Origin of the sequence: Kribbella sp. HUAS MG21 (genome assembly GCF_040254265.1) — a bacterium.
GTDB lineage: Bacteria > Actinomycetota > Actinomycetes > Propionibacteriales > Kribbellaceae > Kribbella.
This window is the reverse complement of the sequence record NZ_CP158165.1, coordinates 6,081,114-6,102,657: the sequence shown is the minus strand read 5'-3', so window position 1 is coordinate 6,102,657 and position 21,544 is coordinate 6,081,114. Positions and strand designations below refer to the sequence as shown.

General features: G+C 69.9%; 20 protein-coding genes. 12 read left to right on the top strand and 8 right to left on the bottom strand.

Features of this window, described 5'->3' with window-relative positions; all coding sequences use genetic code 11:
* The gene (locus ABN611_RS29485; RefSeq protein ID WP_350275515.1) at positions 1 to 1,788 is read right to left on the bottom strand and encodes a thiamine pyrophosphate-requiring protein; all 1,788 of its coding nucleotides are present in this window, start codon (positions 1,786 to 1,788) and stop codon (positions 1 to 3) included.
* Positions 1,789 to 1,904: 116 nt separating this feature from the next.
* Between ABN611_RS29485 and ABN611_RS29480 the strand changes: the two genes are divergently transcribed.
* The 4 genes from ABN611_RS29480 (at position 1,905) to ABN611_RS29465 (ending at position 4,949) form a co-directional block, all read left to right on the top strand.
* Entirely contained in the window at positions 1,905 to 2,897 is a 993-nt protein-coding gene (locus ABN611_RS29480; protein WP_350275514.1) for an SDR family oxidoreductase, read from the top strand.
* Between the two features lie 63 nt (positions 2,898 to 2,960).
* Positions 2,961 to 3,938: a TIGR03557 family F420-dependent LLM class oxidoreductase gene (locus tag ABN611_RS29475; RefSeq protein ID WP_350275513.1), complete on the top strand. Its 978-nt coding sequence runs from the start codon at positions 2,961 to 2,963 to the stop codon at positions 3,936 to 3,938.
* Positions 3,931 to 4,395 (top strand): SRPBCC family protein, encoded by a 465-nt coding sequence (locus ABN611_RS29470; RefSeq protein WP_350275512.1) that lies wholly within the window; start codon positions 3,931 to 3,933, stop codon positions 4,393 to 4,395. The genes ABN611_RS29475 and ABN611_RS29470 overlap by 8 nt, the downstream gene beginning before the upstream one ends.
* Positions 4,392 to 4,949 (top strand): hemerythrin domain-containing protein, encoded by a 558-nt coding sequence (locus ABN611_RS29465; protein ID WP_350275511.1) that lies wholly within the window; start codon positions 4,392 to 4,394, stop codon positions 4,947 to 4,949. Before ABN611_RS29470 ends, ABN611_RS29465 begins: the two co-directional genes overlap by 4 nt.
* A gap of 658 nt (positions 4,950 to 5,607) precedes the next feature.
* Here ABN611_RS29465 and ABN611_RS29460 read toward each other — a convergent pair.
* Both ABN611_RS29460 and ABN611_RS29455 read right to left on the bottom strand, forming a co-directional pair.
* Positions 5,608 to 8,202 carry a hypothetical protein gene (locus ABN611_RS29460; RefSeq protein WP_350275510.1) on the bottom strand — a complete coding sequence of 865 codons (2,595 nt, stop codon included), beginning with the start codon at positions 8,200 to 8,202 and terminating at the stop codon, positions 5,608 to 5,610.
* Between the two features lie 418 nt (positions 8,203 to 8,620).
* Positions 8,621 to 9,094, bottom strand: a complete 474-nt coding sequence (locus ABN611_RS29455; protein ID WP_350275509.1) for a hypothetical protein — start codon at positions 9,092 to 9,094, stop codon at positions 8,621 to 8,623.
* Between the two features lie 393 nt (positions 9,095 to 9,487).
* Between ABN611_RS29455 and ABN611_RS29450 the strand changes: the two genes are divergently transcribed.
* Both ABN611_RS29450 and ABN611_RS29445 read left to right on the top strand, forming a co-directional pair.
* A complete protein-coding gene (locus ABN611_RS29450) occupies positions 9,488 to 11,752 on the top strand; it encodes a N,N-dimethylformamidase beta subunit family domain-containing protein (RefSeq protein ID WP_350275508.1) in 2,265 nt (754 codons plus the stop codon).
* A gap of 20 nt (positions 11,753 to 11,772) precedes the next feature.
* Positions 11,773 to 13,335: a DUF4139 domain-containing protein gene (locus ABN611_RS29445; RefSeq protein ID WP_350275507.1), complete on the top strand. Its 1,563-nt coding sequence runs from the start codon at positions 11,773 to 11,775 to the stop codon at positions 13,333 to 13,335.
* On the opposite strand, the gene ABN611_RS29440 is transcribed toward ABN611_RS29445, so the two are convergent.
* Positions 13,336 to 14,883, bottom strand: coding sequence for a multicopper oxidase family protein (locus ABN611_RS29440; RefSeq protein WP_350275506.1), 1,548 nt, complete (start codon positions 14,881 to 14,883; stop codon positions 13,336 to 13,338).
* On the bottom strand, positions 14,876 to 15,256 hold the full coding sequence (locus ABN611_RS29435; protein WP_350275505.1) for a hypothetical protein: 381 nt from the start codon (positions 15,254 to 15,256) through the stop codon (positions 14,876 to 14,878). Before ABN611_RS29435 ends, ABN611_RS29440 begins: the two co-directional genes overlap by 8 nt.
* 73 nt (positions 15,257 to 15,329) lie before the next feature.
* On the opposite strand from ABN611_RS29435, the gene ABN611_RS29430 reads away from it, so the two are divergent.
* Positions 15,330 to 16,211: a LysR substrate-binding domain-containing protein gene (locus ABN611_RS29430; RefSeq protein WP_350275504.1), complete on the top strand. Its 882-nt coding sequence runs from the start codon at positions 15,330 to 15,332 to the stop codon at positions 16,209 to 16,211.
* A gap of 1 nt (position 16,212) precedes the next feature.
* Here the strand turns inward: ABN611_RS29430 and ABN611_RS29425 are convergent, their stop codons facing one another.
* On the bottom strand, positions 16,213 to 16,710 hold the full coding sequence (locus ABN611_RS29425; RefSeq protein ID WP_350275503.1) for a DUF2505 domain-containing protein: 498 nt from the start codon (positions 16,708 to 16,710) through the stop codon (positions 16,213 to 16,215).
* Positions 16,711 to 16,879: 169 nt separating this feature from the next.
* Between ABN611_RS29425 and ABN611_RS29420 the strand changes: the two genes are divergently transcribed.
* The 3 genes from ABN611_RS29420 (at position 16,880) to ABN611_RS29410 (ending at position 18,207) form a co-directional block, all read left to right on the top strand.
* A complete protein-coding gene (locus tag ABN611_RS29420; protein ID WP_350275502.1) occupies positions 16,880 to 17,473 on the top strand; it encodes a sigma-70 family RNA polymerase sigma factor in 594 nt (197 codons plus the stop codon).
* 154 nt (positions 17,474 to 17,627) lie between these two features.
* Positions 17,628 to 17,954: a hypothetical protein gene (locus tag ABN611_RS29415; protein WP_350275501.1), complete on the top strand. Its 327-nt coding sequence runs from the start codon at positions 17,628 to 17,630 to the stop codon at positions 17,952 to 17,954.
* Between the two features lie 13 nt (positions 17,955 to 17,967).
* Positions 17,968 to 18,207: an antitoxin gene (locus ABN611_RS29410; protein WP_350275500.1), complete on the top strand. Its 240-nt coding sequence runs from the start codon at positions 17,968 to 17,970 to the stop codon at positions 18,205 to 18,207.
* Between the two features lie 51 nt (positions 18,208 to 18,258).
* Here ABN611_RS29410 and ABN611_RS29405 read toward each other — a convergent pair whose 3' ends face one another.
* Positions 18,259 to 18,825, bottom strand: coding sequence for a helix-turn-helix domain-containing protein (locus ABN611_RS29405; protein WP_350275499.1), 567 nt, complete (start codon positions 18,823 to 18,825; stop codon positions 18,259 to 18,261).
* 67 nt (positions 18,826 to 18,892) lie between these two features.
* Between ABN611_RS29405 and ABN611_RS29400 the strand changes: the two genes are divergently transcribed.
* On the top strand, positions 18,893 to 19,855 hold the full coding sequence (locus ABN611_RS29400; RefSeq protein WP_350275498.1) for a zinc-binding dehydrogenase: 963 nt from the start codon (positions 18,893 to 18,895) through the stop codon (positions 19,853 to 19,855).
* On the opposite strand, the gene ABN611_RS29395 is transcribed toward ABN611_RS29400, so the two are convergent.
* Entirely contained in the window at positions 19,852 to 20,286 is a 435-nt protein-coding gene (locus tag ABN611_RS29395; RefSeq protein ID WP_350275497.1) for a hypothetical protein, read from the bottom strand. The two genes, ABN611_RS29400 and ABN611_RS29395, sit on opposite strands and share 4 nt — an antisense overlap.
* Positions 20,287 to 20,555: 269 nt before the next feature.
* Between ABN611_RS29395 and ABN611_RS29390 the strand changes: the two genes are divergently transcribed.
* A complete protein-coding gene (locus ABN611_RS29390) occupies positions 20,556 to 21,506 on the top strand; it encodes a hypothetical protein (RefSeq protein WP_350275496.1) in 951 nt (316 codons plus the stop codon).
* Positions 21,507 to 21,544 lie beyond the last annotated feature (38 nt).

Genomic DNA, 21,544 nt, shown 5'->3' with positions numbered 1-21,544 from the left:
TCAGCCCTTGCCGGGCAGGAATTCCTGGACCTTGGACTTGAAGCCTTCCTTGATCATCGCGCCGCGATCGCTGTCGCCGCGCACGATCGACCCCAGGGCCTTCTCGATCTGGTCCCAGGTCGCGTGCGGCGGGATCGGCGGTACGGCGGGATCGGTCCGGAACTCGACCACACACGGACGGTCCGCCCGCAGGGCCTCCTCCCAGGCCGGCACGACCTCCTCGGGCTTCTCCGCCGTCACCCCGTGCAGGCCGAGCAGCTTCGCGTAACCGGCGTACGGGAACTCGGGCAGCTCCTGGGAGGGCAGGAACTGCGGGGACCCGCCCATCGCCCGCAGTTCCCACGTCACTTGGTTGAGGTCGTTGTTGTGCAGTACGGCGACCACGAGCCGCGGGTCCGCCCAGTCCTGCCAGTACTTCGCGATCGTGATCAGCTCGTTGAGCCCGTTCATCTGCATCGCGCCGTCCCCGACGAGCGCGAACCCCGGCCGGTCCGGCAGCCCGAACTTGGCGCCGATCACGTACGGCACGCCGGGCCCCATCGTCGCCAGCGTCCCGGACAGCGAGCCGCGCATGTCGCCGCGGAACCGGAGGTGCCGCGCGTACCAGTTCGCCGCCGAGCCGGAGTCGGCCGCCAGGATCGCGTCCGACGGCAGCCGTCCGGACAGCTCGTGGAACACCAGCTCCGGGTTGATCGGGTCCGCGGAGGTGTGCGCCCGCCGGTCCATGACTTCCCACCAGCGCGCGACCTTGTCCTCGACCCCCGACCGCCACGACCTGTCCTGCTTGCGCTGTACCAGCGGGATCAGCGCCCGCAGGGTCTTGGCCGCGTCGCCGACGAGGTTGACCTCGAACGGGTACCGCATGCCGATCATCGTCGGGTCGAGGTCGATCTGGATCGCCCGCGCGGCCCCGAACTCCGGCAGGAACTGCGTGTACGGGAAGTTCGATCCCACCATCAGCAAGGTGTCGCAGTCCATCATCAGCTCGTACGACGGCCGCGTGCCGAGCAGCCCGATCGAACCGGTGACCCAGGGCAGCTCGTCGGACAGCACGTCCTTGCCCAGCAGGGCTTTCGCGACGCCGGCGCCGGTGAGGTCCGCGAGCTCGGTCAGCTCGTCGACCGCGCCGCGCGCGCCCTGGCCGACCAGGATCGCGACCCGTTCGCCCGCGTTGAGGATCTCCGCCGCGCGGCTGAGCTGGTCCGCCGGGGGAACCGGCGCCGACCAGCTCAGGTCCGTGCTCGACGGCACCATCTTGAACGCGTGCGACGGCGGCGTGTACTCCAGCTCCTGCAGGTCCGACGGGATGATCAGCGCGGTCACGGTACGGCGGGCCGTCGCGATCCGGATCGCCCGGTCGAGGACGTTCGGCAGTTGTTCCGCGACCATCACCGTCTCGCAGTACTCGGAGGCGACGTCCTTGAACAGCGTGTGCAGGTCGACCTCCTGCTGGTAGCTGCCGCCCATCGCGCTGCGGGCGGTCTGCCCGACGATCGCCACCACCGGGACGTGGTCGAGCTTGGCGTCGTACAGCCCGTTCAGCAGGTGGATCGCGCCCGGGCCGCTGGTCGCCGTACAGACGCCGACGCGGCCGGTGAACTTCGCGTACCCGACGGCTTCGAAGGCGGACATCTCCTCGTGCCGGGCCTGCACGAACCGCGGCTCGTTGCCGGCCCGCTGCCAGGCCGAGAGCAGCCCGTTGATGCCGTCCCCGGCGTACCCGAAGACGTGGTCGACGCCCCAGTCCCGCAGGCGCTCGAGTACGTAGTCGCCGACTGTCGTGGTCATCTGGATCCTCCCGAATCGCGGCCGCTCGCGCGGTACCCCGGCCAGGCGGGCGCAAACGAGGTTTCGAGCCGCCCGCGGTGGTCACCGGGAAGTCGAGGCCGACGGAGGAGGAGAACGTGGCACGGGTGGTCGTTGTTACCGGGGCCAGCGCCGGGATCGGACGGGCCAGCGCGGTCGCGTTCGCACGCCGCGGCGACAAGGTCGCCCTGCTGGCCCGGGGCGAGTCCGGGCTGGAGGGCGCGGTCCGCGACGTCACCGACGCCGGCGGGACCCCGCTGGCGATCTCGGTCGACGTCGCGGACTACGGGCAGGTCGAGGCGGCCGCCGAACGGATCGAGCGGGAACTCGGTCCGATCGACGTCTGGGTGAACGTTGCCTTCACCTCCGTCTTCGCGCCGTTCATGGAGATCGAGCCGAGCGAGTTCAAGCGCACCACCGAGGTGACCTACCTGGGGTACGTCTACGGCACCCGCGCCGCGCTCGACCGGATGAAGCCGCGGCACCACGGGACGATCGTGCAGGTCGGTTCGGCGCTCGCGTATCGCGGGATTCCGCTGCAATCGGCGTACTGCGGGGCGAAGCACGCGATCCAGGGCTTCCACGACTCGCTGCGTTGCGAACTGATGCACGACAAGGCGAACGTGCACACGACGATGGTGCAACTGCCCGCGGTCAACACCCCGCAGTTCTCCTGGGTGCTGTCGCGGCTGCCCAAGCACCCGCAGCCGGTGCCACCGATCTTCCAGCCCGAGGTCGCGGCGGACGCGATCGTCTACGCGGCCGACCATCCGCGGCGCCGCGAGTACTGGATCGGCGCGCCGACGGTGGCGACGTTGATCGCGAACAAGTTCGTGCCCGGACTTCTCGACCGTTACCTCGCGCGGACCGGCTACAAGGCACAACAGGCCGACATGCCCAACGAACAGGCCGCCAACCTCTGGGGACCGGCCGACGACCGCAGCCGCGACTACGGCTCGCACGGTGCGTTCGACGACCGGTCGACCGGGCGCAGCTACCAGGTGTGGGCCGCCCGGCACCGCGGCCTGATCGGTGCGCTGGCCGCCGGCGCCGCCGCGGTCACGGTCGGTCTCGCCCGCGGCCGGCGGTGACAGGGCGTGAATGCACGGGGCGGCAACAGGCACCAGTAGTGAGCGACTGATCGGAGGCAGCACGTGAAGATCGGATACTTCCTCTCCAGCGAGGAGTACACGCCGGCGGAGCTGATCGAACAAGCCCGGATGGCCGAGGAGGCGGGCTTCGACGGGTTGTGGATCAGCGACCACTTCCACCCCTGGAACGACGAGCAGGGGCAGAGCGCCTTCGTCTGGTCGGTGATCGGCGCGATCTCCCAGGTCTGCGAACTGCCGGTGACGACCGCGGTCACGTGCCCGACGGTACGGACCCATCCGGTGATCATCGCGCAGGCGGCCGCGACCAGCGCCGTGCTGCTGAACGGACGGTTCCGGCTCGGCGTCGGTTCCGGTGAGGCGCTGAACGAGCACATCCTCGGGACGGTCTGGCCAACGGCCGACGTCCGGCTGGAGATGCTCGAGGAAGCCGTGGAGATCATGCGCCGGCTGTGGACCGAGGACGGGTTCGTCAACCACCACGGCAAGCACTACACCGTCGACACCGCGCGGATCTACACCCGCCCGAAGGAGCCGCTGCCGATCTACATGTCCGGATTCGGGCCGGAGGCAACGGATCTCGCAGCGCGGATCGCGGACGGGTACGTGACCACGTCGCCCGACAAGGAGCTGCTGCGCCGGTTCCGCGACCACGGCGGGCTCGACAAGCCCGCGCAGGCCGGGTTCAAGGTCAGCTACGCGCCGACCGAGGAGGAAGGCGTCGAGCAGGCGCACCGGATCTGGGGCAACTCCGGGCTCCCCGGCGAGCTGGCCCAGGTACTCCCCTCGCCGCGGCACTTCGAGCAGGCCAGCCAACTCGTCACCAAGGAGTCGACGGCGCAGTCGGTCGCCTGCGGGCCGAAGGCGGACGTCCACGTCGAGGCGTTCGCGCCGTACGTCGAGGCCGGTTTCGACGAGGTGTACGTCGCCAACATCGGCCCGCACAGCGTGGACATGATGAACCTCTACCGGACCGAGGTACTGCCCGAACTACGTCTCCGGAAGGAGCGTTCCCATGGGTGAGCACGAAGCCTGGACCACGGTCGACGTCGCCCCGAACATCCTGTTCGAGCGGCTGTCCGACCTCCACCACCTGCCCGAGTACGTGCCCTGGCTGACGTCCCTGCACCCGACCGCGGAGATCCCGGTCACCGCCCAGGGCCCCGAGGCACGGCGGCCGCACCAAGCCGTGCACCAGGACGTCGACGTCACAGTGGGCGGCGGGCATCGCGAGGGCTGGATCGACGTCCTCGACGAGGACCGCGTCCTGCGCTGGGGCATGGACGGACCACACCGGTACGGCGGCGAACTCGTCGTGGACTTCGTCGCCGACGGTACGTCGAAGCTGACCGTGCGGGTGCACACCACCGAGACCACCAACGTCGACGAGGAACTCGACCGGACGTTGGCCAGCATCAAAACGGCGGTCGAGCACGACCCGCCGACCGAGTCAGGATCGCCTGAAGGGGAGCAAGGATGAGTACGGATGTCGTCGACCTGATCATGCAGGACCACCGCGAAGTGGAGCGGCTGTTCGACGCGTTGAAGGACGAGCCGGAGAAGCGCCCGACCCTGCTGCCGGTGCTGACGACGCTGCTGACCGCGCACAGCCGCGCCGAAGAAGCCGAGGTGTACCCGGTCGCCGCCTCCGAGGCCGGCGAGAAGGAAGAGGTCTCGCACAGCCAGCAGGAACACATCGAGGCCGACCAACTCCTCGCGAAACTCGCCGCCACCGACCCGACGTCGTCGGACTTCGACCGCGTCCTGCAGAACCTCGTGGACGCCGTGTCGCACCACGTCGAGGAGGAGGAGACGAAGGTCCTCCCCGGCATGCGCTCGAACCTCTCCGACGAGCGCCGGTCCGAACTAGGCGAAGCCTTCGCAGCCAGCCGCAAGAAGCACCTGGGCGAACAACCCGGCGACATGACCCGCGACCAGTTGGCCCAACAGGCCGCCAACGCAGACATCCCCGGCGCTTCCAGCCTCCCCAAGGACAAACTCGAAAAGGAAGTCAAGAAGCACGCCGACCACTAAAACGACCGTGGCCGGGACCCCACCCAAAGGGCCCCGGCCACGGCGCCAACCACAGGGCCGCGGCGGGGGGTCCTGGCGACGGGGTTGGTGCCATGCACCCCGTCAGACAGCCCGGCGCCACCATCGGCGGCAGCTCGGCACCGAAGCCCAACCCCGTCGCACAGCCCTCCGCCGTCACCATTGGGAGCTCGGCGCCGAACCCAACCCCTGGCGCACCCGACGCCCCACCACCGAGACCTCGGCACTGACGCCCAGCCCGACGCCACCATCACTGAGAGCTCGGCGCTGGAGCCCAGGGCTCGCTGGCGCAGCCCGCCACCACCACCACCGGCAGCTCGGCGCTGAAGCCCAGCCCGTCGCACAGCCCTCCGCCACCAGCACCGGGAGCTCGGCGCTGAAGCCCAGGCTCGCTGGCGCCGATCGGAGCCGGCGACGGACCCGTCGTCGGCCAGGGCAACCTGGCCGTCAACGTCGCGCAACCCAACGCGGCCACACGGCGCCGGACCCACCACACCGGACCCACCCACGCCAACTGCCGGCGCCTAGGGTTCCTGGTCGAGCTGACGTGGTCCAGTGAGCGGCCTCGACCGCGGGTTCATCGACCGCCGCAGGACCGACGGCGGGCACTTCGCGACTTCGGGCAGCGGCTGGTCGCCGTTCAGATCAGGCGTGGCGGCGACTTGCCGGCCTGACGTGGATCGACGCGGTGGGTGCCGGTGGGGTTGACGTGGAAGGTGAAGCCGTGGGGTGTGGTCCATTCGAGGGTGGTGTGGTTGATGCGGTGGACGGTCCAGCCGTGGGCGTGGGTTTTGACTCGATGGCCGTAGCGGCCGAGGGGTGCGAGGTTGGTGGTGGAGGTTTGTCCGGTGGGTCCGTGGGGGTCGTAAGGTTTGATGTGGTCGAGGTCGATGGTGTTGGTGGTTTCGCGGTTGCCGTAGGGAAAGAGTTCGACTGGGTGGGTGAGTTTGATGCGGTCGCGGATGCGGGTGGGGATTTCGTAGGCGTCGATGCTGACGGCGTCGTTGAGGTCGATGACGGGTTTGACGGTGTAGGGCCCGTGTCCGATGAGTTCGGCCAGCTGGGCAGCCAGGAGTGGGCCGATGGTTTCAGCGCGCAGTACTCCGTTGCCGGTGGCTAGCGTGTGGTCGGTCAGATGCACGACAACCTCGGTCTGCCCCGGCCGCACCCGCCCCACACCACGCCCACCCACACGACCTCCCGACGCCGCGGCACCCGCACCACCACCCGAACGACCACCCGCCCGATCATCCGCCCGGCCACCTGTCTGACCGCCCGTGCCTCCACCCGCACGAGCGCTGGCGCCCGCGGGAGCTACGGCGCCATCCGATCCAGCCGAATCGTCCGAGCCGACCGAGCTGGCCGAGCTGGCCGAGCCTGAACCAGCCGGATCAGTCAGGCACGCCGGATCAACCCCACCAGTCGGGCCGGTCGAGCTGGGCGGGCCAGGCGGGCCAAGCGGATCACTAACACCTGTTGGGCTAGGTGAGGCCGTCGAGTTGCCGTGGCCGTGGCTGCAGGGCGGTTCAGTTGTGTGCCCTGCGGTTTCGAGGCCTCGAGGATCGTGGCTACAGAGGTGCTGGGGGTTGGCGTAGGCGTCGTGTTTGATTTGCGCGAGTCGGGCGTTGAGTGCCCGCAGTGCGGCGGCGTCCATCGGGCAGGCGTCAGCGTCGGTCTGTGCGTCCGGCAGGCTGGGGCCCGGGCGGCTGTCGAACGGGTCGGTCGCCGGTTCGGGATCAACCGGTCCGGCGGCTTCCAGCCACGGATCCTCTGCTGGTCCTGGCGGTTCCAACAGATCCTCGGCACACATGCGTCGCTTGTCGTCGCCAGATCTGTCGTCCTGAACGACTGTGGGATCAGCTCCCATCTGCCTGTCCAGTCCGGCCTCGACATCCGCCCCAGTGCACGCATCCAGCCCGGGCAAGCTGTCCGGCCGAGTCTGCCCACCCTGCCCGTCCCGCACATCCCGCACATCCCGCACATCGCGCGCATCTCGCGCATCCAGCCCGGCCCGGCTTTCTGGCCGAGCCTGACCGCCCTGACCGCCCTGCCCGTCCCTCCCAACCCGCGTGTTCAGCCGAGGCGGCGCGTCCGGTCCCGCCTGACCGTCCAGCCCGGCGCGAACATTCAGGCCTGCCCGTCCGTCCAGTCGAGCCTGCACACCGAACCCAGCCTGTCCGTTCGACCTGGCCGGCGCATCCAGGCCAGCCCCGTGGTCCGGCCCAGGCTGCGTGCCCGTCCCGGTCTGCGTCTCCCGGTCGAAACGGTCGGCCGGGGCTGTGGGCGGGTGTGTGGGCGGGTGTGTGGGCGGGTGTGTGGGCGGGTGTGTGGGCGGGTGTGCTGTCGCGTCGGCTGGGGGTGTGGGCGGGTGCGGCGTGGCGTCGGGTTCGGAGGCGGGCGGGCTGTTGTGCGGGTGTTCGCGGGTGGTGTGGGTTGGTGGTTGGGGGTTGGTGGCGGTGTGGGTTTGGGCGAGGAGTTCTTCGGTGAAGCGGGGGTCGGGGAGGATTTCGATGGCGGCGGCGCGGCGGTGTTGGACGGGGCGGGTGTCGCCGAGGGTTTTGAGGGCGTCGGCGATGGTGGCGATGCGTGCGTTGCAGCGGTTGATCGCGGCGGCGGGTGCCTTGATGTAGAGGGTTTTGTTGCCGTGGCGGTCGCCGCGGCCGACGAACACGCCGCGGTCGGCGGCGGCTTCGGCGGCCTCGTCCGCGGCCAGCGGTGGGTCGGCGTGGAGTTTGGCGGCGCGGACGATCTTTTCGAGCCGGTAGAACGACACGGTGTCCACCACGGCGGCGACGCGGCGGTCGACGTAGCTCGCGGCGGCGTGGGACAGCTTGACGCAGTGCCGCACGATCTGGCGTGCCTTCCAGGGGGTGGCTTCGCCGTCGCGGATGGCTTTCCAGGTCAGTGGGAAGCGGTGCCGCAGTGCGAGTGCGTCGCCGATCAGGTCGCGGCCGACGCCGGGCGAGACACCGATCACGACCGCGAACTCGGCCACTGCGAACTCCGCGATCTCCGGGCAGCCTTCCCCGCCCAGCACGATCGCGCGTTCCCGGCCGTCGCAGCTACGGCGGCCTGGACGGACTAGGGTGCCGCAGATCGAGGGATGGAAGCGGTCGGCGTAGACCTGCGCGTGCTCGAGCATGCGCGCGTCGGCCCGGTTGGCCAGCGCGCGCAACTCGACGGCCGACTCCAGGAGGTCCCGGGTCGGCAGCACGGTCAGGTCTTGCTCGAACATGTGTTCGATTCTATCTGACGCTGCCGGGTTCGCCAAATCGGATGGCGACCATTTTCCCTTATCCACAAGAGAAAAATCGGCGTTCAGGTGGTGCGTCTTTGCTGTAAGACGATCAGCGATCGGAGCAATAGGTGCTGCGAGCAACTAGCGATCGAGGGTGTTACCTCCGCCGGGTGGTTCGCCGTCGGCAGGCAACTCACTGCAGTGCCGGCAGGGTCGTCCGTTGGACCTGGCGTTCGAGCCGGGTCGTTACAGCCCAGCACGAAGCTGCACCTCAGCTCGTCCCGGAGGCCAGGTGGCGCGATCACGGCAGCTCGGGACTGGAGCACAGGCCGTGGCGCAGCTGCGCGCCCCAGCAGGATCGCTCGAGCCGATGGCTAACCCGGCGCCGTCATCACCGCGAGCTCGGCACCCGACCTCAGCCCATCACCCTGACCGACGGCATCACCGCAGCACGGCGCCCAATCGCAGCCACCACCCAGGGCGACACCGGCACCTCGGCGAGCCCGGTGCTGACGCCCAGGCCCGTCGCACAGCCGGGCGCCGCCATCACCGAGGAGCTCCGGCCTGAAGTCCAGGCCGCGGCGCCGGACGCCGCCATCACGCCGCTCAAGGCTGAAGCCCAGCCCGGCGCCGTCACCACAGGAAGGTCGGTACTGAATCTTGGGCCGTCACGCACGCCGGGCGCCGTCACCACAGGAAGGTCGGTACTGAATCTTGGGCCGTCACGCACGCCGGGCGCCGTCACCACAGGAAGCTCAGCACTGAACCTTGGGCCGTCACCCACGCCGAGCGCCGTCACCACAGGAAGCTCAGCACTGAACCTTGGGCCGTCACCCACGCCGAGCGCCGTCACCACAGGAGCACGGTGCTGGACCTCGGCCCGGGTCATCGCACGCGAGCGTCAGCGAGCACGCGGCGGGCGGCAGCCCGCAACTCGCCGGCGGCAGCCTGCAGCAAAAGACCGGCGCTAAGCCGGGGCGGGTGGGAGCGCGCGAACCGGGCGCGTCGAGGAGCGAAGCGACGAGGAGCACCCGCGCAGCACCCGCGGGCCTACCACCTCCCCTCTCCATCACCTCCCCTCCCTCACCACCACCCCTCCGAACACCTCCGAAGTAGGTCCCCTAACCCCTCATTTCCGGTGCGGTCCGGAGTTGGTTCGGCACGCTCGGTTGTGGTCTGGGCCGAATTGGTTGCTGATTGGCAACGAATTGGCGGAAGAGAGGAATCGTTGCCTACTCTTCCGCCGGGGGATTCATTCGTCGTATTCGTGGGGGGACCACCTATGCTCCGAAGGCTGCTCGCCTCGGCTGTTGCCTTGCTCGTTGCCGTTGCCGCCGTGGTGTTCGTCAACCGTGCCGCCGACGCGGCCGCGGCCAACGTGTCGATCACCGCGACGCAGGCGTCGAACGGGACGACGACGTTGACCTACCGCGCGACCGTCCTCAAGGCCGGCACCATCCGCGAGGTCACGATGGCGATCCCGGCCGGCACCACCGGCCGCGTCACCTCGGCCAACGGCACCGTCAGCTCGGTGACGCGGACCGTACTGCGCTGGCGTCCGTCCCGCGTCACCACCGTCGCCGTCGGCGCGCGCCTCGCGATCCCGCTGTACGGCCTGAAGCTCCCGGCCGGCGGCCCGTGGACGCTCGGGTTCAAGTCGATCGGTACGGCGGGCCAGGTCATCACGTCCGGCGCCGGCGTACTGCAGCCGCTGAAGACCTACACCGCCGCCGTCGCGGTGCGGGCGACCAACCCGATCCCCGGGCAGACGACGAGCCTGACGTACCAGACCACCGTCACCACCGCAGGCACCCTCGCCGCGGTCCGGATGCAGCTGCCGACCGGCGCGACCGGCGCCTACACCACCGTCAACGGCACCCTCGCCGTCAGCGCCGGCTACGTGACCTGGAAGCCCAAAGCACCACTCAACGTCGCCGCCGGCGCACGTCTCGCGATCCCGGTCAACGGCGTCAAGCTCTCGAAGTACGGCGGCATCATGCCACTGACCGTTTCCGCGACGAGTGCGACCGGCGCCGTACTCAGCTCGGGCTCCGCCAACGTCCCGTTCATCGCGCCGCCCGGCGAGATGCCGCCTGTCGAGGAGACCGCCTTCGGTGCGATCCCCGCGGGCTGCCCCACCGCGTGGCCGACGACGACCGCCGAGAACGCGAAGGCCGGCACCGGCGACTGGGTCATCCCGCAGACCGCGACCGGCTCCATCGCCGCTTACTTGACCGAGGTCTCGGCGGCCTGTGGCGACACCATCGACCTGAAGGTCAGCTCCGGCAACCCGGTCAGCGTCGTCGCGTACCGCATGGGGTACTACGCCGGCCTCGGCGGCCGCGAGGTGTGGCGCCAGGACAACGTGCCGACCGTCGTCCAGGACAAGCCGACCACCGGCGGTACGTCGGCCGACGGCAAGCCGCTGCGGATGACGACCGCCGCGCACTGGACGAAGACGCTCAGCATCCCGGTCGACAAGGACTGGATCCCCGGCACGTACCTGATCAAGGTCAGCGACGGCACCACCGCGACGTACGCCCCGCTCACGGTCCGGGACGACACCGGCACCAAGCACGCCCTGCTGATCCAGCAGGCCACCACGACCTGGCAGGCCTACAACAGCTACGGCGGTGTCAGCTTCTACTCGGGGCTCGAGACCGGCTCCGGCCGCCTGTCCTTCGACCGCCCGTACAACGAGGGCCAGGGCTCCGGCCAGTTCCTCACGCTCGAGCAGGGGCTGGTGTTCTGGGCCGAGTCGAAGGGCCTGGACGTCACCTACTGGACCAACAACGACCTCGACGAGTACGGCGGCCAGCTGAAGTCGCGGGCCGGCACGATCTTCCTGCCGGGCCACGACGAGTACTTCTCGCCGCGGATGCGCTCCGCCCTCAGCCAGGCGATCGCCGGCGGTGTGAACGTCGCCAACCTCGGCGCGAACACGGCGTACCGCAAGATCGTCTTCACCGACGACAGCCGGCGGGCCTGGGACATCGACCGGTACACCGCCGGCTACACCTCCACGACCTGGCGGTACGACGGTGACGCGTACGCGTCGCAGCCGCTGCTCGGGGCGGAGTACATCTGCCCGGTGCAGGGCAACACGCTGACCACCGGGACGAGCTGGATCTTTGCTGGTGTCCCCAACGGTACGAAGCTGCCCGGGTTCATCGCCGGCGAGGTCGACTACGTGTGGCCGGGTCTCTACAAGCACCCGGGCCAGACGACGGTCGCCAGCGGGACCGGTGCCTGCCGCTCCAACGGCCGCCCCGCGCCGATGGACATCACGACGTACACGGCGCCCTCGGGCGCCCGGGTGCTGAACGGCTCCACGTTCGCGTACGGCTGCTACCTGGTCCGGCGCTGCCCGTCGAACTGGGCGGTTCCCGCACCGGACGCCACCTCGCAGCAGGCCGTCACCGCGATGGTCGGCAACATCACCGAGTGGGTGTCGCGCGGCGCGATCGACGTACCGGCGGACACCACGGCCGCGCGGGTCCGCGTGACCGTGCCGAAGTACAAGCTGCAGACCAGTACGCAGCCCTGATCGGCGGCTACTGTCGACGCATGACTGAACTCCTGGTGGATGCGCCCATCGTCGCCGTGACCGTGTACCCGGACCGTGCGCGGATCACGCGGCGTGGGACGGTCACGGTGCCCGGCGGGGATCAGACCGTGTACGTCGAGCCGCTGCCCCTGGCGCTGGAGAACGACAGCGTGCGGGTGTCGGGGCGCGGCCCGGCGACCGTGCTGGGCGTCGACCTGGTCATGCGGCACCACCCGCAGGCACCGGACGAGACCGTCGCCGACCTCGAGCGGCGGCGGCTCGAGGCCCAGGACGAGGTGGCGGCGCTGGCCGACGCGGACGACGTGCAGGCGCAGCTCGACACGTTCCTGGGACAGCTCGCGCGGCGCGCCGGCGGCAGCTTCGCGCGCACGCTTGCGACGGGTGAGTCCAACACCGAGCTCACCGGGTTCACCGAGTCGCTCGCGCAGCGGTTGGCCGCCGTACGGTCGACGCGCCGGGAGCTGGCTGCCCAGCGTCGCGAGGTCGAGGAGCGGCTCGCCGCCGTCGGCCGTCGGCTCGCCGCGCTGAAGGAGCAGCGCAAGCCGGACCGTCGCTCTGCCGCAGTCGCGCTCGAGCTGGAGTCCGAGGCGGAGGTGGAGATCGAGCTGTCGTACGTCGTACCCGCCGCCGGCTGGGCGAGCTCGTACGACGTCCGGCTCAACGGCGACCGGCTGACACTGAACTGGTACGGCCTGATCACGCAGCAGACCGGCGAGGACTGGCCGGAGTGCGACCTGACGTTGTCGACGGCACGCCCGACGGTGTCCGCGAAGGTGCCGGAACTCGACCCGTGGTTCCTCGATCGCCGCCGTCCCCCGATGCCGCCCGCGCCGGCCGCCGTCCCACTCAGCCGCGGCGCCGGATTCACCGAGCAACTCCAGTCGGCCGCGCCGGAGTTCGGCGCCGCGGACCTCGCCGTCGCCAAGGCGACGATCGAGCAGGGCGTGACCGCAGCGAGCTACACCCCGCCGCGCCCGGTCGCCGTTCCCGGCGACGGTACGACGCACCGCGCGACCATCGCCGCGATCGACCTCGACGCCGAACTCGACTACATCACGGCTCCGGTCCGCTCGACCGACGTGCAACTGCGGGCGACCGTCGTGAACTCGTCCGCGCACACCCTGCCGGCCGGGAAGGCCGCGATCTTCCACGAGGCGGACTTCGTCGGCTCGGCCGCGCTGCCGGTCTGGGCGCCGGGCGAGGACGTCGAGCTCGCGCTCGGGCTCGACGACCGCGTCCGGGTCGAGCGCAAGCTGGTACGGCGGGACGCCTCGAAGGCCACGCTCGGCTCGACACGCCGCCGGCAGGTCGAGTACGAGACGAAGGTCGAGAACCACACGCCGCGCAAGGCGCGCATCACGGTCCTCGACCAGTACCCGGTGGCCCGCGACCACGAGATCACGGTGAAGCCGCTCACCGCCGAACCCGAGCCGGCCGAGACCACCGACCTCGGCGTCGTCACCTGGAAACTCGACCTCGAACCCGGTGCCGAGTCCGTGGTCAGACTCGCCTTCCGGGTCGACACCGGCAAGTCCGTCGAGCTGAGCGGCTGGCGCGAATAGCTAGGTGATCTCGAAGTTGGCCATCATGCCCATGTCCTCGTGCTCGGCGTTGTGGCAGTGGAAGAGATACCGCCCGCGGTAGCCGTCGAAGCGGGTGATGATCTCGGCGGACTCCCCCGGCCGCAACGACACGGTGTCCTTGAGCCCGGCGTCGTGCGGCAGCGGATCCCGGCCGCCGCGCGACAGCACCCGGAACCCGACCAGGTGCACGTGGATCGGATGATGGACGTCGGCCACCAGCCGCCAGATCTCCACGTCCCCCAGGCGTGCGGTCACGTCGGTCCGGTCCGGCGCGAACGGCCGCCCGCCGATCAACCACCCATGCCCGTGCCCCATTCGGCCGGCCCCGAACGCAAAGTCCCGCACGCGCACCGCCTCCGACCGCTGCCACCGCGGCAGATCGTCGGACAGCACCTCCGGGACCCGGCTCAGGTCAGCCGCCTTCCGTACGACGTCGAACGCCATCACGTCCCGCGTCCGCCCGGAGCCCAACCGGTTCACGATCCGCACCCGGCTCCCCACCGGCGCCTGCCCGAAGTCGAGAATCACGTCGTACCGCTCGGCCGGGGCGATCGGCAGGTTCCGGTGCGTGACCGGTGTGTGGAGCAGGCCTTGGTCGGCGCCGATCTGGACGAGGTCGAGGCGGCGTCCGTCGTCGAGGACCGCCTCGAGATCGTAGTGCCGCGCGTTCGACGCGTTCAGGATGCGCAGCCGGTACCGCACGGCGTCGACCACGTGCACCGGCCACGGCGCACCGTTCACCAGGACGACATCGCCTAGAACGCCAGCAATATAAGGGTCCTGGACACCCGGCGTGGCTGTCAGCGCCGGATCGATCGAGGGGTACGCCAACGACCCGTCGGCCGCGAACGCACGGTCGGCGATCAGCAGCGGCAGCTCGCGCGCACCCGACGGCAGGCCGAGTGACTCCTCGACGTCGTCGCGGACGATGTGCATCCCGGCGAGGCCGCGCCAGATCGCCGGCGCGGTGAAGTCCATCCGGTGATCGTGGTACCAGAGCAACGTCGGCCGCTGGTCGAGCGGATACGTGTACTCCCGGGTGAGCTCGCTCGTGACCGCCCGCGGATCGTGCATCCCGTGCCCGCGATGCCCCCACCCGGCCGGCAGCACGAGATCCGTCGGATAGCCGTCGGACGCGGCTGGCGTCCGTCCGCCGTGCAGGTGCGCCACGGTCGGCACCGGCAACTCGTTGCGGTGGGCAACCGTGATCGCCCGGCCCCGCCGCGACTCGATGGTCGGCCCGGGGAACGTTCCGTCGTACGTCCACAACCGCGTCGGCACGCCGGGCAGGAGCTCCGCCGTCACCTCCCGCTGCACGAGCTCGTACCGTTCCGCTCCGGACAGCACCCACGGGATCGGCAACGGCACCTGGTACGCCGGCGGCAACGGTACGGCGCTCCGCAACTCGGCTCCCGTCATCGCCGGACGGCGCGACAACGCGGCCGCGCTCGTCAACCCGCCTGCGGCGACCAGTCCGAGTGCTCCGCCGATCCCCAGCATTCGGCGCCGGCTGATCTGCTCACGCATGCTCGACCTCCCGCCGCACGAGCGGCTCCCGCCACAGAGCGACGAACGACACGACCACGGCCGCAACCGTCAGCACCCCAAGCGGGATGTGCAACCACAGCGCCCCGTCGAGCCCCGCGAAGTACTGCACGGTCTCGGCCACCACGACGCCCAGCGACATCACGAACGGCCGGACCTGCCGCAGGCGCACCCACACCGCGACCGCCGCGATCACCTGCAGATAGCCGATCGACGTGGTGACATCCGCGCCGAGCGCATGCATGCGCAGCCCGTCGAAGTCGCCGCTCAGATAGACCCCCGCGAACACCGGCTGACCGACGATCGCCACCAGATGCGCGCCGACGACGACCCGCAGAACCCAACCACTGACCATGCGAGCGACACTATGATCCGATAGTTATAAGCGTCCAAGACCAATATCGCTATCACGCTATAACCGAAGGGTCATGATGGACCTGACCATGCTCCGCCAGTTCGTCGTCGTCGCACGGCTCGAACACCTCAGCCGCGCGGCCGACGAGCTGCACGTCGCGCAGCCGTCGCTGAGCCGTACGATCGCGCGCCTGGAGAGCGAACTCGGTACGCCGCTGTTCGACCGCACCAACCGCCTCCGGCTGAACCCGGCCGGCGTCCTGTTTCGCGCGTACGTCGAACGCGCCCTCGGCGAACTCGACGCGGGCCGTCGCGCCGTCGCCGAAGCGACCGCACAAGGATCAGGCAGCGTCCGGCTCGCCGCAGAGACCTTCCTCGCCCTCACCGAACCGATTGCCGCATTCAAACGCGAGCACCCGCGCATAGAGATCGAGCTCCGCCAACTCCCGGCAACCGACATGCCGCGCCGACTGCGCGCTCAAGACGTCGATCTCTGCGTCGCGTCCCAGCCCGTTCCACTCGCCGGCCTGGAGTCAGCCGTCCTGCTCGACGAACCCGTCCTGGTGGCGACGCCCCTCGACCACTCGTTCGCACGACGTACGTCGGTCTCCGTCGACGACCTCGCCGACGAACCGTTCGTGATCGCCCGCAAGGGCCAATGGCAACGAACGCTGCTGGACCGGCTGTTCGCGGAGACCGGCCGGACACCGCGCATCGTCTGCGAGAGCGACGAGGCCGCGGCCATTCAGGAGCTGATCCGCTCAGGTCTCGGCATCGGCTTCAACCCGGACTTCGCGCGCCGCATGGTCCCCGAGTACCCGGTCGCCACCATCCCCGTCGACCACCCGGCGTGCCGCCGTACCCTCTCCTTGCTCTGGAACGCCGACACCGACCTCAGCGCCGCGGCGCAACTGTTGCGCACGGCCATCACCGGCTCGAACTGGACCGGCGCCTGACTCAGAGTGCGCCGGACAGCCAGGACGACGCGACCTCGAACTTGTACTCGAGGCGGGTACGGACCGCGTCGGCGACCAGCTGCTCGAGGCGGCTGCCGACGACCGGGACCGACGCGGTCACGTGCAAGTCGAAGGCCTGCAAGGTGCCGCGGCCCTGCGGCACGATGCGGGTCGTGCCGGACAGCCGGACCGGTACGCCGGCCAGCTCGCCGTCGACGTCCGCCAGGCGCGCTCCGTCCACATCGGGACGATGCCACTTCTTCGACTGCGCGAGCTCCAGCGTGTGGCCGACGAACCTGCGCGCGACGACCGGTACGTCGGTCAGCGGTGTCTGCCAGTGCACCTGGACCGCGAGGTCGTCGCCGTCGTCGCCCACCACCACGTCGTACGACTGCGCGCGCAGCCGCTGGAACACCTGCTCCTGGAACGTGACGTCGGTGATCATCGCGAAGACCTCCTCCGGAGAGGCGTCGTACGACGTGGCGAGAGACAGATCCATGGCCCCATCTTGCACCGCGCCCGCGGCGACCAATCCTCGGGAAGGTGGTGACACGGTGCGCAACCTTCGGTAACCTTTTCGTGATGTTCACGGCGTAGCTGACTGAGAACGGGGCTTGGGAAGCGCATGCACATCGACCATTTCGCACCGGGCGGTGCGTAACCGACACATGTCCATACAGACGTCCGTACCCACCGCCGCCATCCACATCGACGTCGCCGACGAGGACGACGAGGACGCACTGATCCGGCTCGCGCAAGCGGGTGACGGTGCCGCCTTCGGCCGCCTCTACGACCGGTACCTGCCGTCGATCTACCGCTACACCTACAGCAAGACCTCGTCGCGGAGCGCGGCCGAGGACCTGACCAGCGAGACGTTCCTGCGGGCGTTCCGCGCGATCGCCCGGCGGCCGCGGGCACAGCTCAACTTCGCGGCCTGGCTGGTGACCATCGCCCGGAACGTGGTGATCGACCATCACCGCTCCGGCTGGAGCCGGCTCGCGATCGTCACCGACGAAGTGGACCCGCAGGTCGACGACGCGATCGGTCCCGAGCAGGCCGCGCTCGCGTCCGTCAGCGAGGCGTCGCTGCGCACCGCGCTCGACCGGCTGCCCGAGGACCAGCGCGAGTGCTTGTTGCTCAGGTTCTTCACCGGGCTGTCGATCAACGAGACCGCGATCGCGATGGACCGCACGGACGGGGCGGTCAAACAGCTCCAGTTCCGCGCGACCAACCGGCTGCGCCGGATCCTGAAAGACCTGTAGATGAAGGCCTGCGAAACACGGACACAAGTGCTTGCGCCCTCTCCTACGTTCCGGTAGGAAAGGGCGGGTGCCATCCGGCTCACGACCGCCCCAGTCGTTCGACAGCGTTCGGTACGGGCGGCCGACAACTCATATCTCACGGGGAGATATCGCAATGAGCAATCCTTACGACGAAAACAACGAGAGCCAGTACGGCGAGCAGGGTGGCCGGGAGGACTCCGGCAACTCGTACGGATCCGGTGACCAGGGCAACGACTTCGGCGGCGATTCCAGCGGAGGGGAATCCGGCGGCGAGAGCTCGTACGGGTCCGGCGGCGGCGACTACGGCCAGGGCGGCGACAATTCGGGTGAGTCGAACTACGGCGGCGGCTCGGACGACGGAAACTCCAACGGTGGCAGCGAATACGGCCAGCGCGAGGACTCCGGCAGCGGCTACGGCTCCGGCGACTCGAACGACGACAACAGCAACTACGGAAACTGATCGGGGTCAGACAATGGGTGTCTTCGACAACATCAAGGGCGCGGCCGAGAACCTGAAGGACAAGGCGACCGACCTCGTCGACGGTCACGGCGACAAGGTCTCCGACGGCCTCGACAAGGCCGGCGACTTCGTCGACGAGCGGACCGGCGGCCAGTACGGCGACAAGATCGACCAGGGCGTCGGCATGGCCAAGGACCGCCTCGACGGTCTCGACGGCCAGAACGACGACATCCCGGACAACAACCAGGCCTGACGCCTGCACCTCGAGGCGGTCGCGGGACTCCCCGCGGCCGCCTCAGGCATGTCAGGCGCTGAACGCCCGCACCGTCAGGTCCGCGAACCGCCGCGAGGCAGCCACCCGCACGGCCGGCGTTGCTGCCTGCAGACCACGGTGGGCGGTCAGCATGACCACCAGATCGCTCATCCGGAAGTCGCGCCGCAGCTTCCCGCCCGCCTTCGCACGCCGGGCCAGCGTGGCCATCGACTTCAGCGTCAGCTCGCGACTCTCCAAGTCGTCGGCGTCCGGGTACGTCGCCAGGAACGCGTCGGTGAAACCTCGCTGCCGGATGTGCAGCTCGCAGATCCGCTCGATCACCAGACAGAAACCCTGCCAGGGATCCGCGGCCGCCAGCCCTTCCTCGACGATCTCCTCACACGCCCGCACCTGTTCGGCGAACGCCGCCGTGGCCAGCGCCTGTTTCGTCGGGTACCGCCGGTAGAGCGTGGCGGGTCCGACCCCGGCGTGCCGCGCGATCTCGCGCATCGGGACGCCGAGCCCCTGATCCGCGAACAACGTCCGGGCCGACGCCAGGATCCGCTCGCGGTTGTCCTCCGCGTCGGCGCGCAGTTTCTGAGGCAAACGATCCGTCACTCCTCTCACTCTAGCCAAGCGGACGGGCCCGTCCACTTAGGCTCGGAGTCGTCGAGAGGAGACAGCAGTGAAGGCAGTGGCCATCAAGAAGTTCGGCGGTCCCGACGGGCTGAGCGTTGTCGACGTACCGGCGCCTGAGCCGGGCGAGGGCGAGGTGCTCGTCGCGGTCGAGGCGATCGGGGTCGGCGGTGTCGACGTGCTGATCCGCAACGGATCCCTGGGTGCGTGGGGATTCCGGGAGGGATTGATCCCGGGGTCGGAGGTCGCGGGGACTGTGGTTGCTGTCGGCCACAACACCGACAGGTCCTGGATCGGCCGGCGCGTGTGGGCGTTCACCGGCCTTGGCGGCGCGTACGCCGAGCAGGCGACCGCTGCGGTCGAGGACGTCGTACCGTTGCCTCCTGGCCTGTCCGCGGCCGCGTCGGTGACGCTCGGAAGCTCCGGCGTGGTGGCGCATTTCGGCTTGCGGCACGCGCGGTTCAGCCCCGGCGAAGCCGTTCTGGTGCGTGGGGCCGCCGGAAGTATCGGCATTCTCGCCGTGCACCTCGCCGCGGCGGGCGGCGCCTCGGCGGTCGCCGTCACGACCTCGTCCGCGGCGCGCGGCGAGCTGTTGCGCGAGGTCGGCGCGACCCACGTCCTGGATCGGTCGGGCGGTGGTGACGACACCGCTCCCCCGGCGTACGACGTGATCATCGACGTCGTCTCCGGTCCGGACCTGCCGTACTTCCTCGGAAAGCTGCGACCGAACGGCCGGCTCGTCGCCGTCGGCGCGGTCGGCGGTCCGCCACCGGCCGAGCTCGCGGCGGCGATGACGGCCAACTTCCGCAAGTCGGTGACCTTCGCAACCTTCAGCGCGGACACGGTCGCGCCGGACGAACGCCGTACCGTCAGAACGGCGCAGTTCGCTGCGGCCGCGGACGGCCGGCTACCACTCGTCATCCATGAGCAGCTGGCTCTGGACGACGCGGTGCTGGCGCATCAGAAGATGCAGGGCGGCGAGGTCTTCGGACGGATCGTGCTCGTGCCCTAGTCGTCGGGGTCGTCGGCAGTGGCCAGCGCGATGAGGCGTTCCGCGACCTGGGCGCAGCGTTCCTCGGCGCGGCCGCGCGCGGTGCCGGTGAAGCGCAGCCGGGCGGTCGCGGTGAGCGGCTCGGCGTGCACCTCGATCAGCGCGCCGCCGGGCCGCGAGTGCACCTTGATCGTGATCCGGACCCAGCCGCCGAGTCCGCTGCGCAGCCGGACGGACAGCTCGTCCTCGGGGCGCCAGCGTTCGACGACCGCCACCACGAGATGCCGGTTGTGGGCGTGCCGGGCGCGCGGCTCCCGCCCGTCGTACCGCTGGATGACACTGCCCTGTTCCGGCCAGTTCGCTCCGGCCCGGAGTTCCGGCGGTACGGCGATCATCCAGTCGGCGAACGTCGCCGGGTCCCGGACCACGGCCATGACGGCGTCAACGCTCACGGCGCCGAACCGCCATGCCATCACCATCGAGAGCCGCTTTCCTCTCTGCGCCGCTTGTCCCGGACACGCATTCGCGAACGTGTCTACCAGGTGGCCCGTCCACCGGACCGCGAAGAACCGCGGCCCCCGGTGAGGAACCGGTCACAGCACCCCGAAAAGCCGGCTTTTGCCTTCCCTGTCAGCCGATTCGAACTTTTCCGGGCCGACCGGAATCCAATGCGTAGACCGGAGGCTGGGGTGCCTCCGCGGCAAGGGGAGGGACGATCCAGATGTTCCGTAAGACCGTAGGCCTGGCATCGGCCGGCATGCTCGCAGTGGGTCTCGGGGCCGCCGCGCTCGCGCCGGCCGCGCAGGCGAAGCCGTCCGCGACCGACAGCACCACCTCGACCACCTCGACCACCGCGGCGTGCGCGCTGCGGCTGGGATCCGTGACGTCGACCGGCGCGTTCACCAGCCGGATGATCAACGCCACCTCGCCGATCACCGTCGGCGGCGTCCGCGGCACCGCCGGGGTCTTCCCGGCGAACCAGGTGCAGCACATCAGCACGTTCTACGGCGCGCCCCTGGGCAGCGGCGAGTCGCGGTCCGGGCTCACCGTGATGGGCGGCGCCCTCTACTCGAGCTCGTTCGTGGTCGACGGCCAGAGCCAGCTCGACCCGCACTACCCGCACAACAACCTGCGGATCGGCGGCGGCTGGAGCAACTACCGCTGGATCGAGCAGTCGATCCTGCAGCCGGCCAACGCCGGGAACCCGGCCCGCGTCCTGCTGTACGGTCAGCACAGCGACGGCACCACCCGGCGCTGGGTGTCCGACGGCGGCAGCTGGCGGGTCACGTCCGGCGTCGGCGGTCTCAGCACGGTCAAGGGCATCGCGGTGATCGGCCGTACGGCGACCACCGAGACGTTCATCGCCAACACCCGCGCGGGCGCCCTGGTCTCGCTGACCTGGCCGACCAGCTACATGAGCGCACCGACCAGCAAGGTCGTCCGCGGCTCGACCTGGCAGCGCTTCGAGAAGCTGATCGCTACCAAGTGCGGTACGAACGGCACGCTGCTGCTCGGCATCGACAAGGACACCAGGACCGGTCACCTGTACGCCGTCGGCCACGCCAACGGCACCGCCACCGCGATCCGCAGCCTCGGCCAGGTCCCGCTGACCTTCTCCGACCCGCAGTACTTCCGGATCGCCCCGAAGTACGACGTCCTGAACGGCGGCTAGGTCCTACCTGGTCACCGGCAGTTCGCACCCACAACAGC

Coding starts and splice junctions, on each gene's coding strand:
- ABN611_RS29485 (WP_350275515.1), bottom strand. CDS start 1,788: ATGACCACGACAGTCGGCGACTACGTACTCGAGCGCCTGCGGGACTGG.
- ABN611_RS29470 (WP_350275512.1), top strand. CDS start 3,931: ATGGGTGAGCACGAAGCCTGGACCACGGTCGACGTCGCCCCGAACATC.
- ABN611_RS29465 (WP_350275511.1), top strand. CDS start 4,392: ATGAGTACGGATGTCGTCGACCTGATCATGCAGGACCACCGCGAAGTG.
- ABN611_RS29460 (WP_350275510.1), bottom strand. CDS start 8,202: ATGTTCGAGCAAGACCTGACCGTGCTGCCGACCCGGGACCTCCTGGAG.
- ABN611_RS29455 (WP_350275509.1), bottom strand. CDS start 9,094: ATGACCCGGGCCGAGGTCCAGCACCGTGCTCCTGTGGTGACGGCGCTC.
- ABN611_RS29450 (WP_350275508.1), top strand. CDS start 9,488: ATGCTCCGAAGGCTGCTCGCCTCGGCTGTTGCCTTGCTCGTTGCCGTT.
- ABN611_RS29445 (WP_350275507.1), top strand. CDS start 11,773: ATGACTGAACTCCTGGTGGATGCGCCCATCGTCGCCGTGACCGTGTAC.
- ABN611_RS29440 (WP_350275506.1), bottom strand. CDS start 14,883: ATGCGTGAGCAGATCAGCCGGCGCCGAATGCTGGGGATCGGCGGAGCA.
- ABN611_RS29435 (WP_350275505.1), bottom strand. CDS start 15,256: ATGGTCAGTGGTTGGGTTCTGCGGGTCGTCGTCGGCGCGCATCTGGTG.
- ABN611_RS29430 (WP_350275504.1), top strand. CDS start 15,330: ATGATGGACCTGACCATGCTCCGCCAGTTCGTCGTCGTCGCACGGCTC.
- ABN611_RS29425 (WP_350275503.1), bottom strand. CDS start 16,710: ATGGATCTGTCTCTCGCCACGTCGTACGACGCCTCTCCGGAGGAGGTC.
- ABN611_RS29420 (WP_350275502.1), top strand. CDS start 16,880: ATGTCCATACAGACGTCCGTACCCACCGCCGCCATCCACATCGACGTC.
- ABN611_RS29415 (WP_350275501.1), top strand. CDS start 17,628: ATGAGCAATCCTTACGACGAAAACAACGAGAGCCAGTACGGCGAGCAG.
- ABN611_RS29410 (WP_350275500.1), top strand. CDS start 17,968: ATGGGTGTCTTCGACAACATCAAGGGCGCGGCCGAGAACCTGAAGGAC.
- ABN611_RS29390 (WP_350275496.1), top strand. CDS start 20,556: ATGTTCCGTAAGACCGTAGGCCTGGCATCGGCCGGCATGCTCGCAGTG.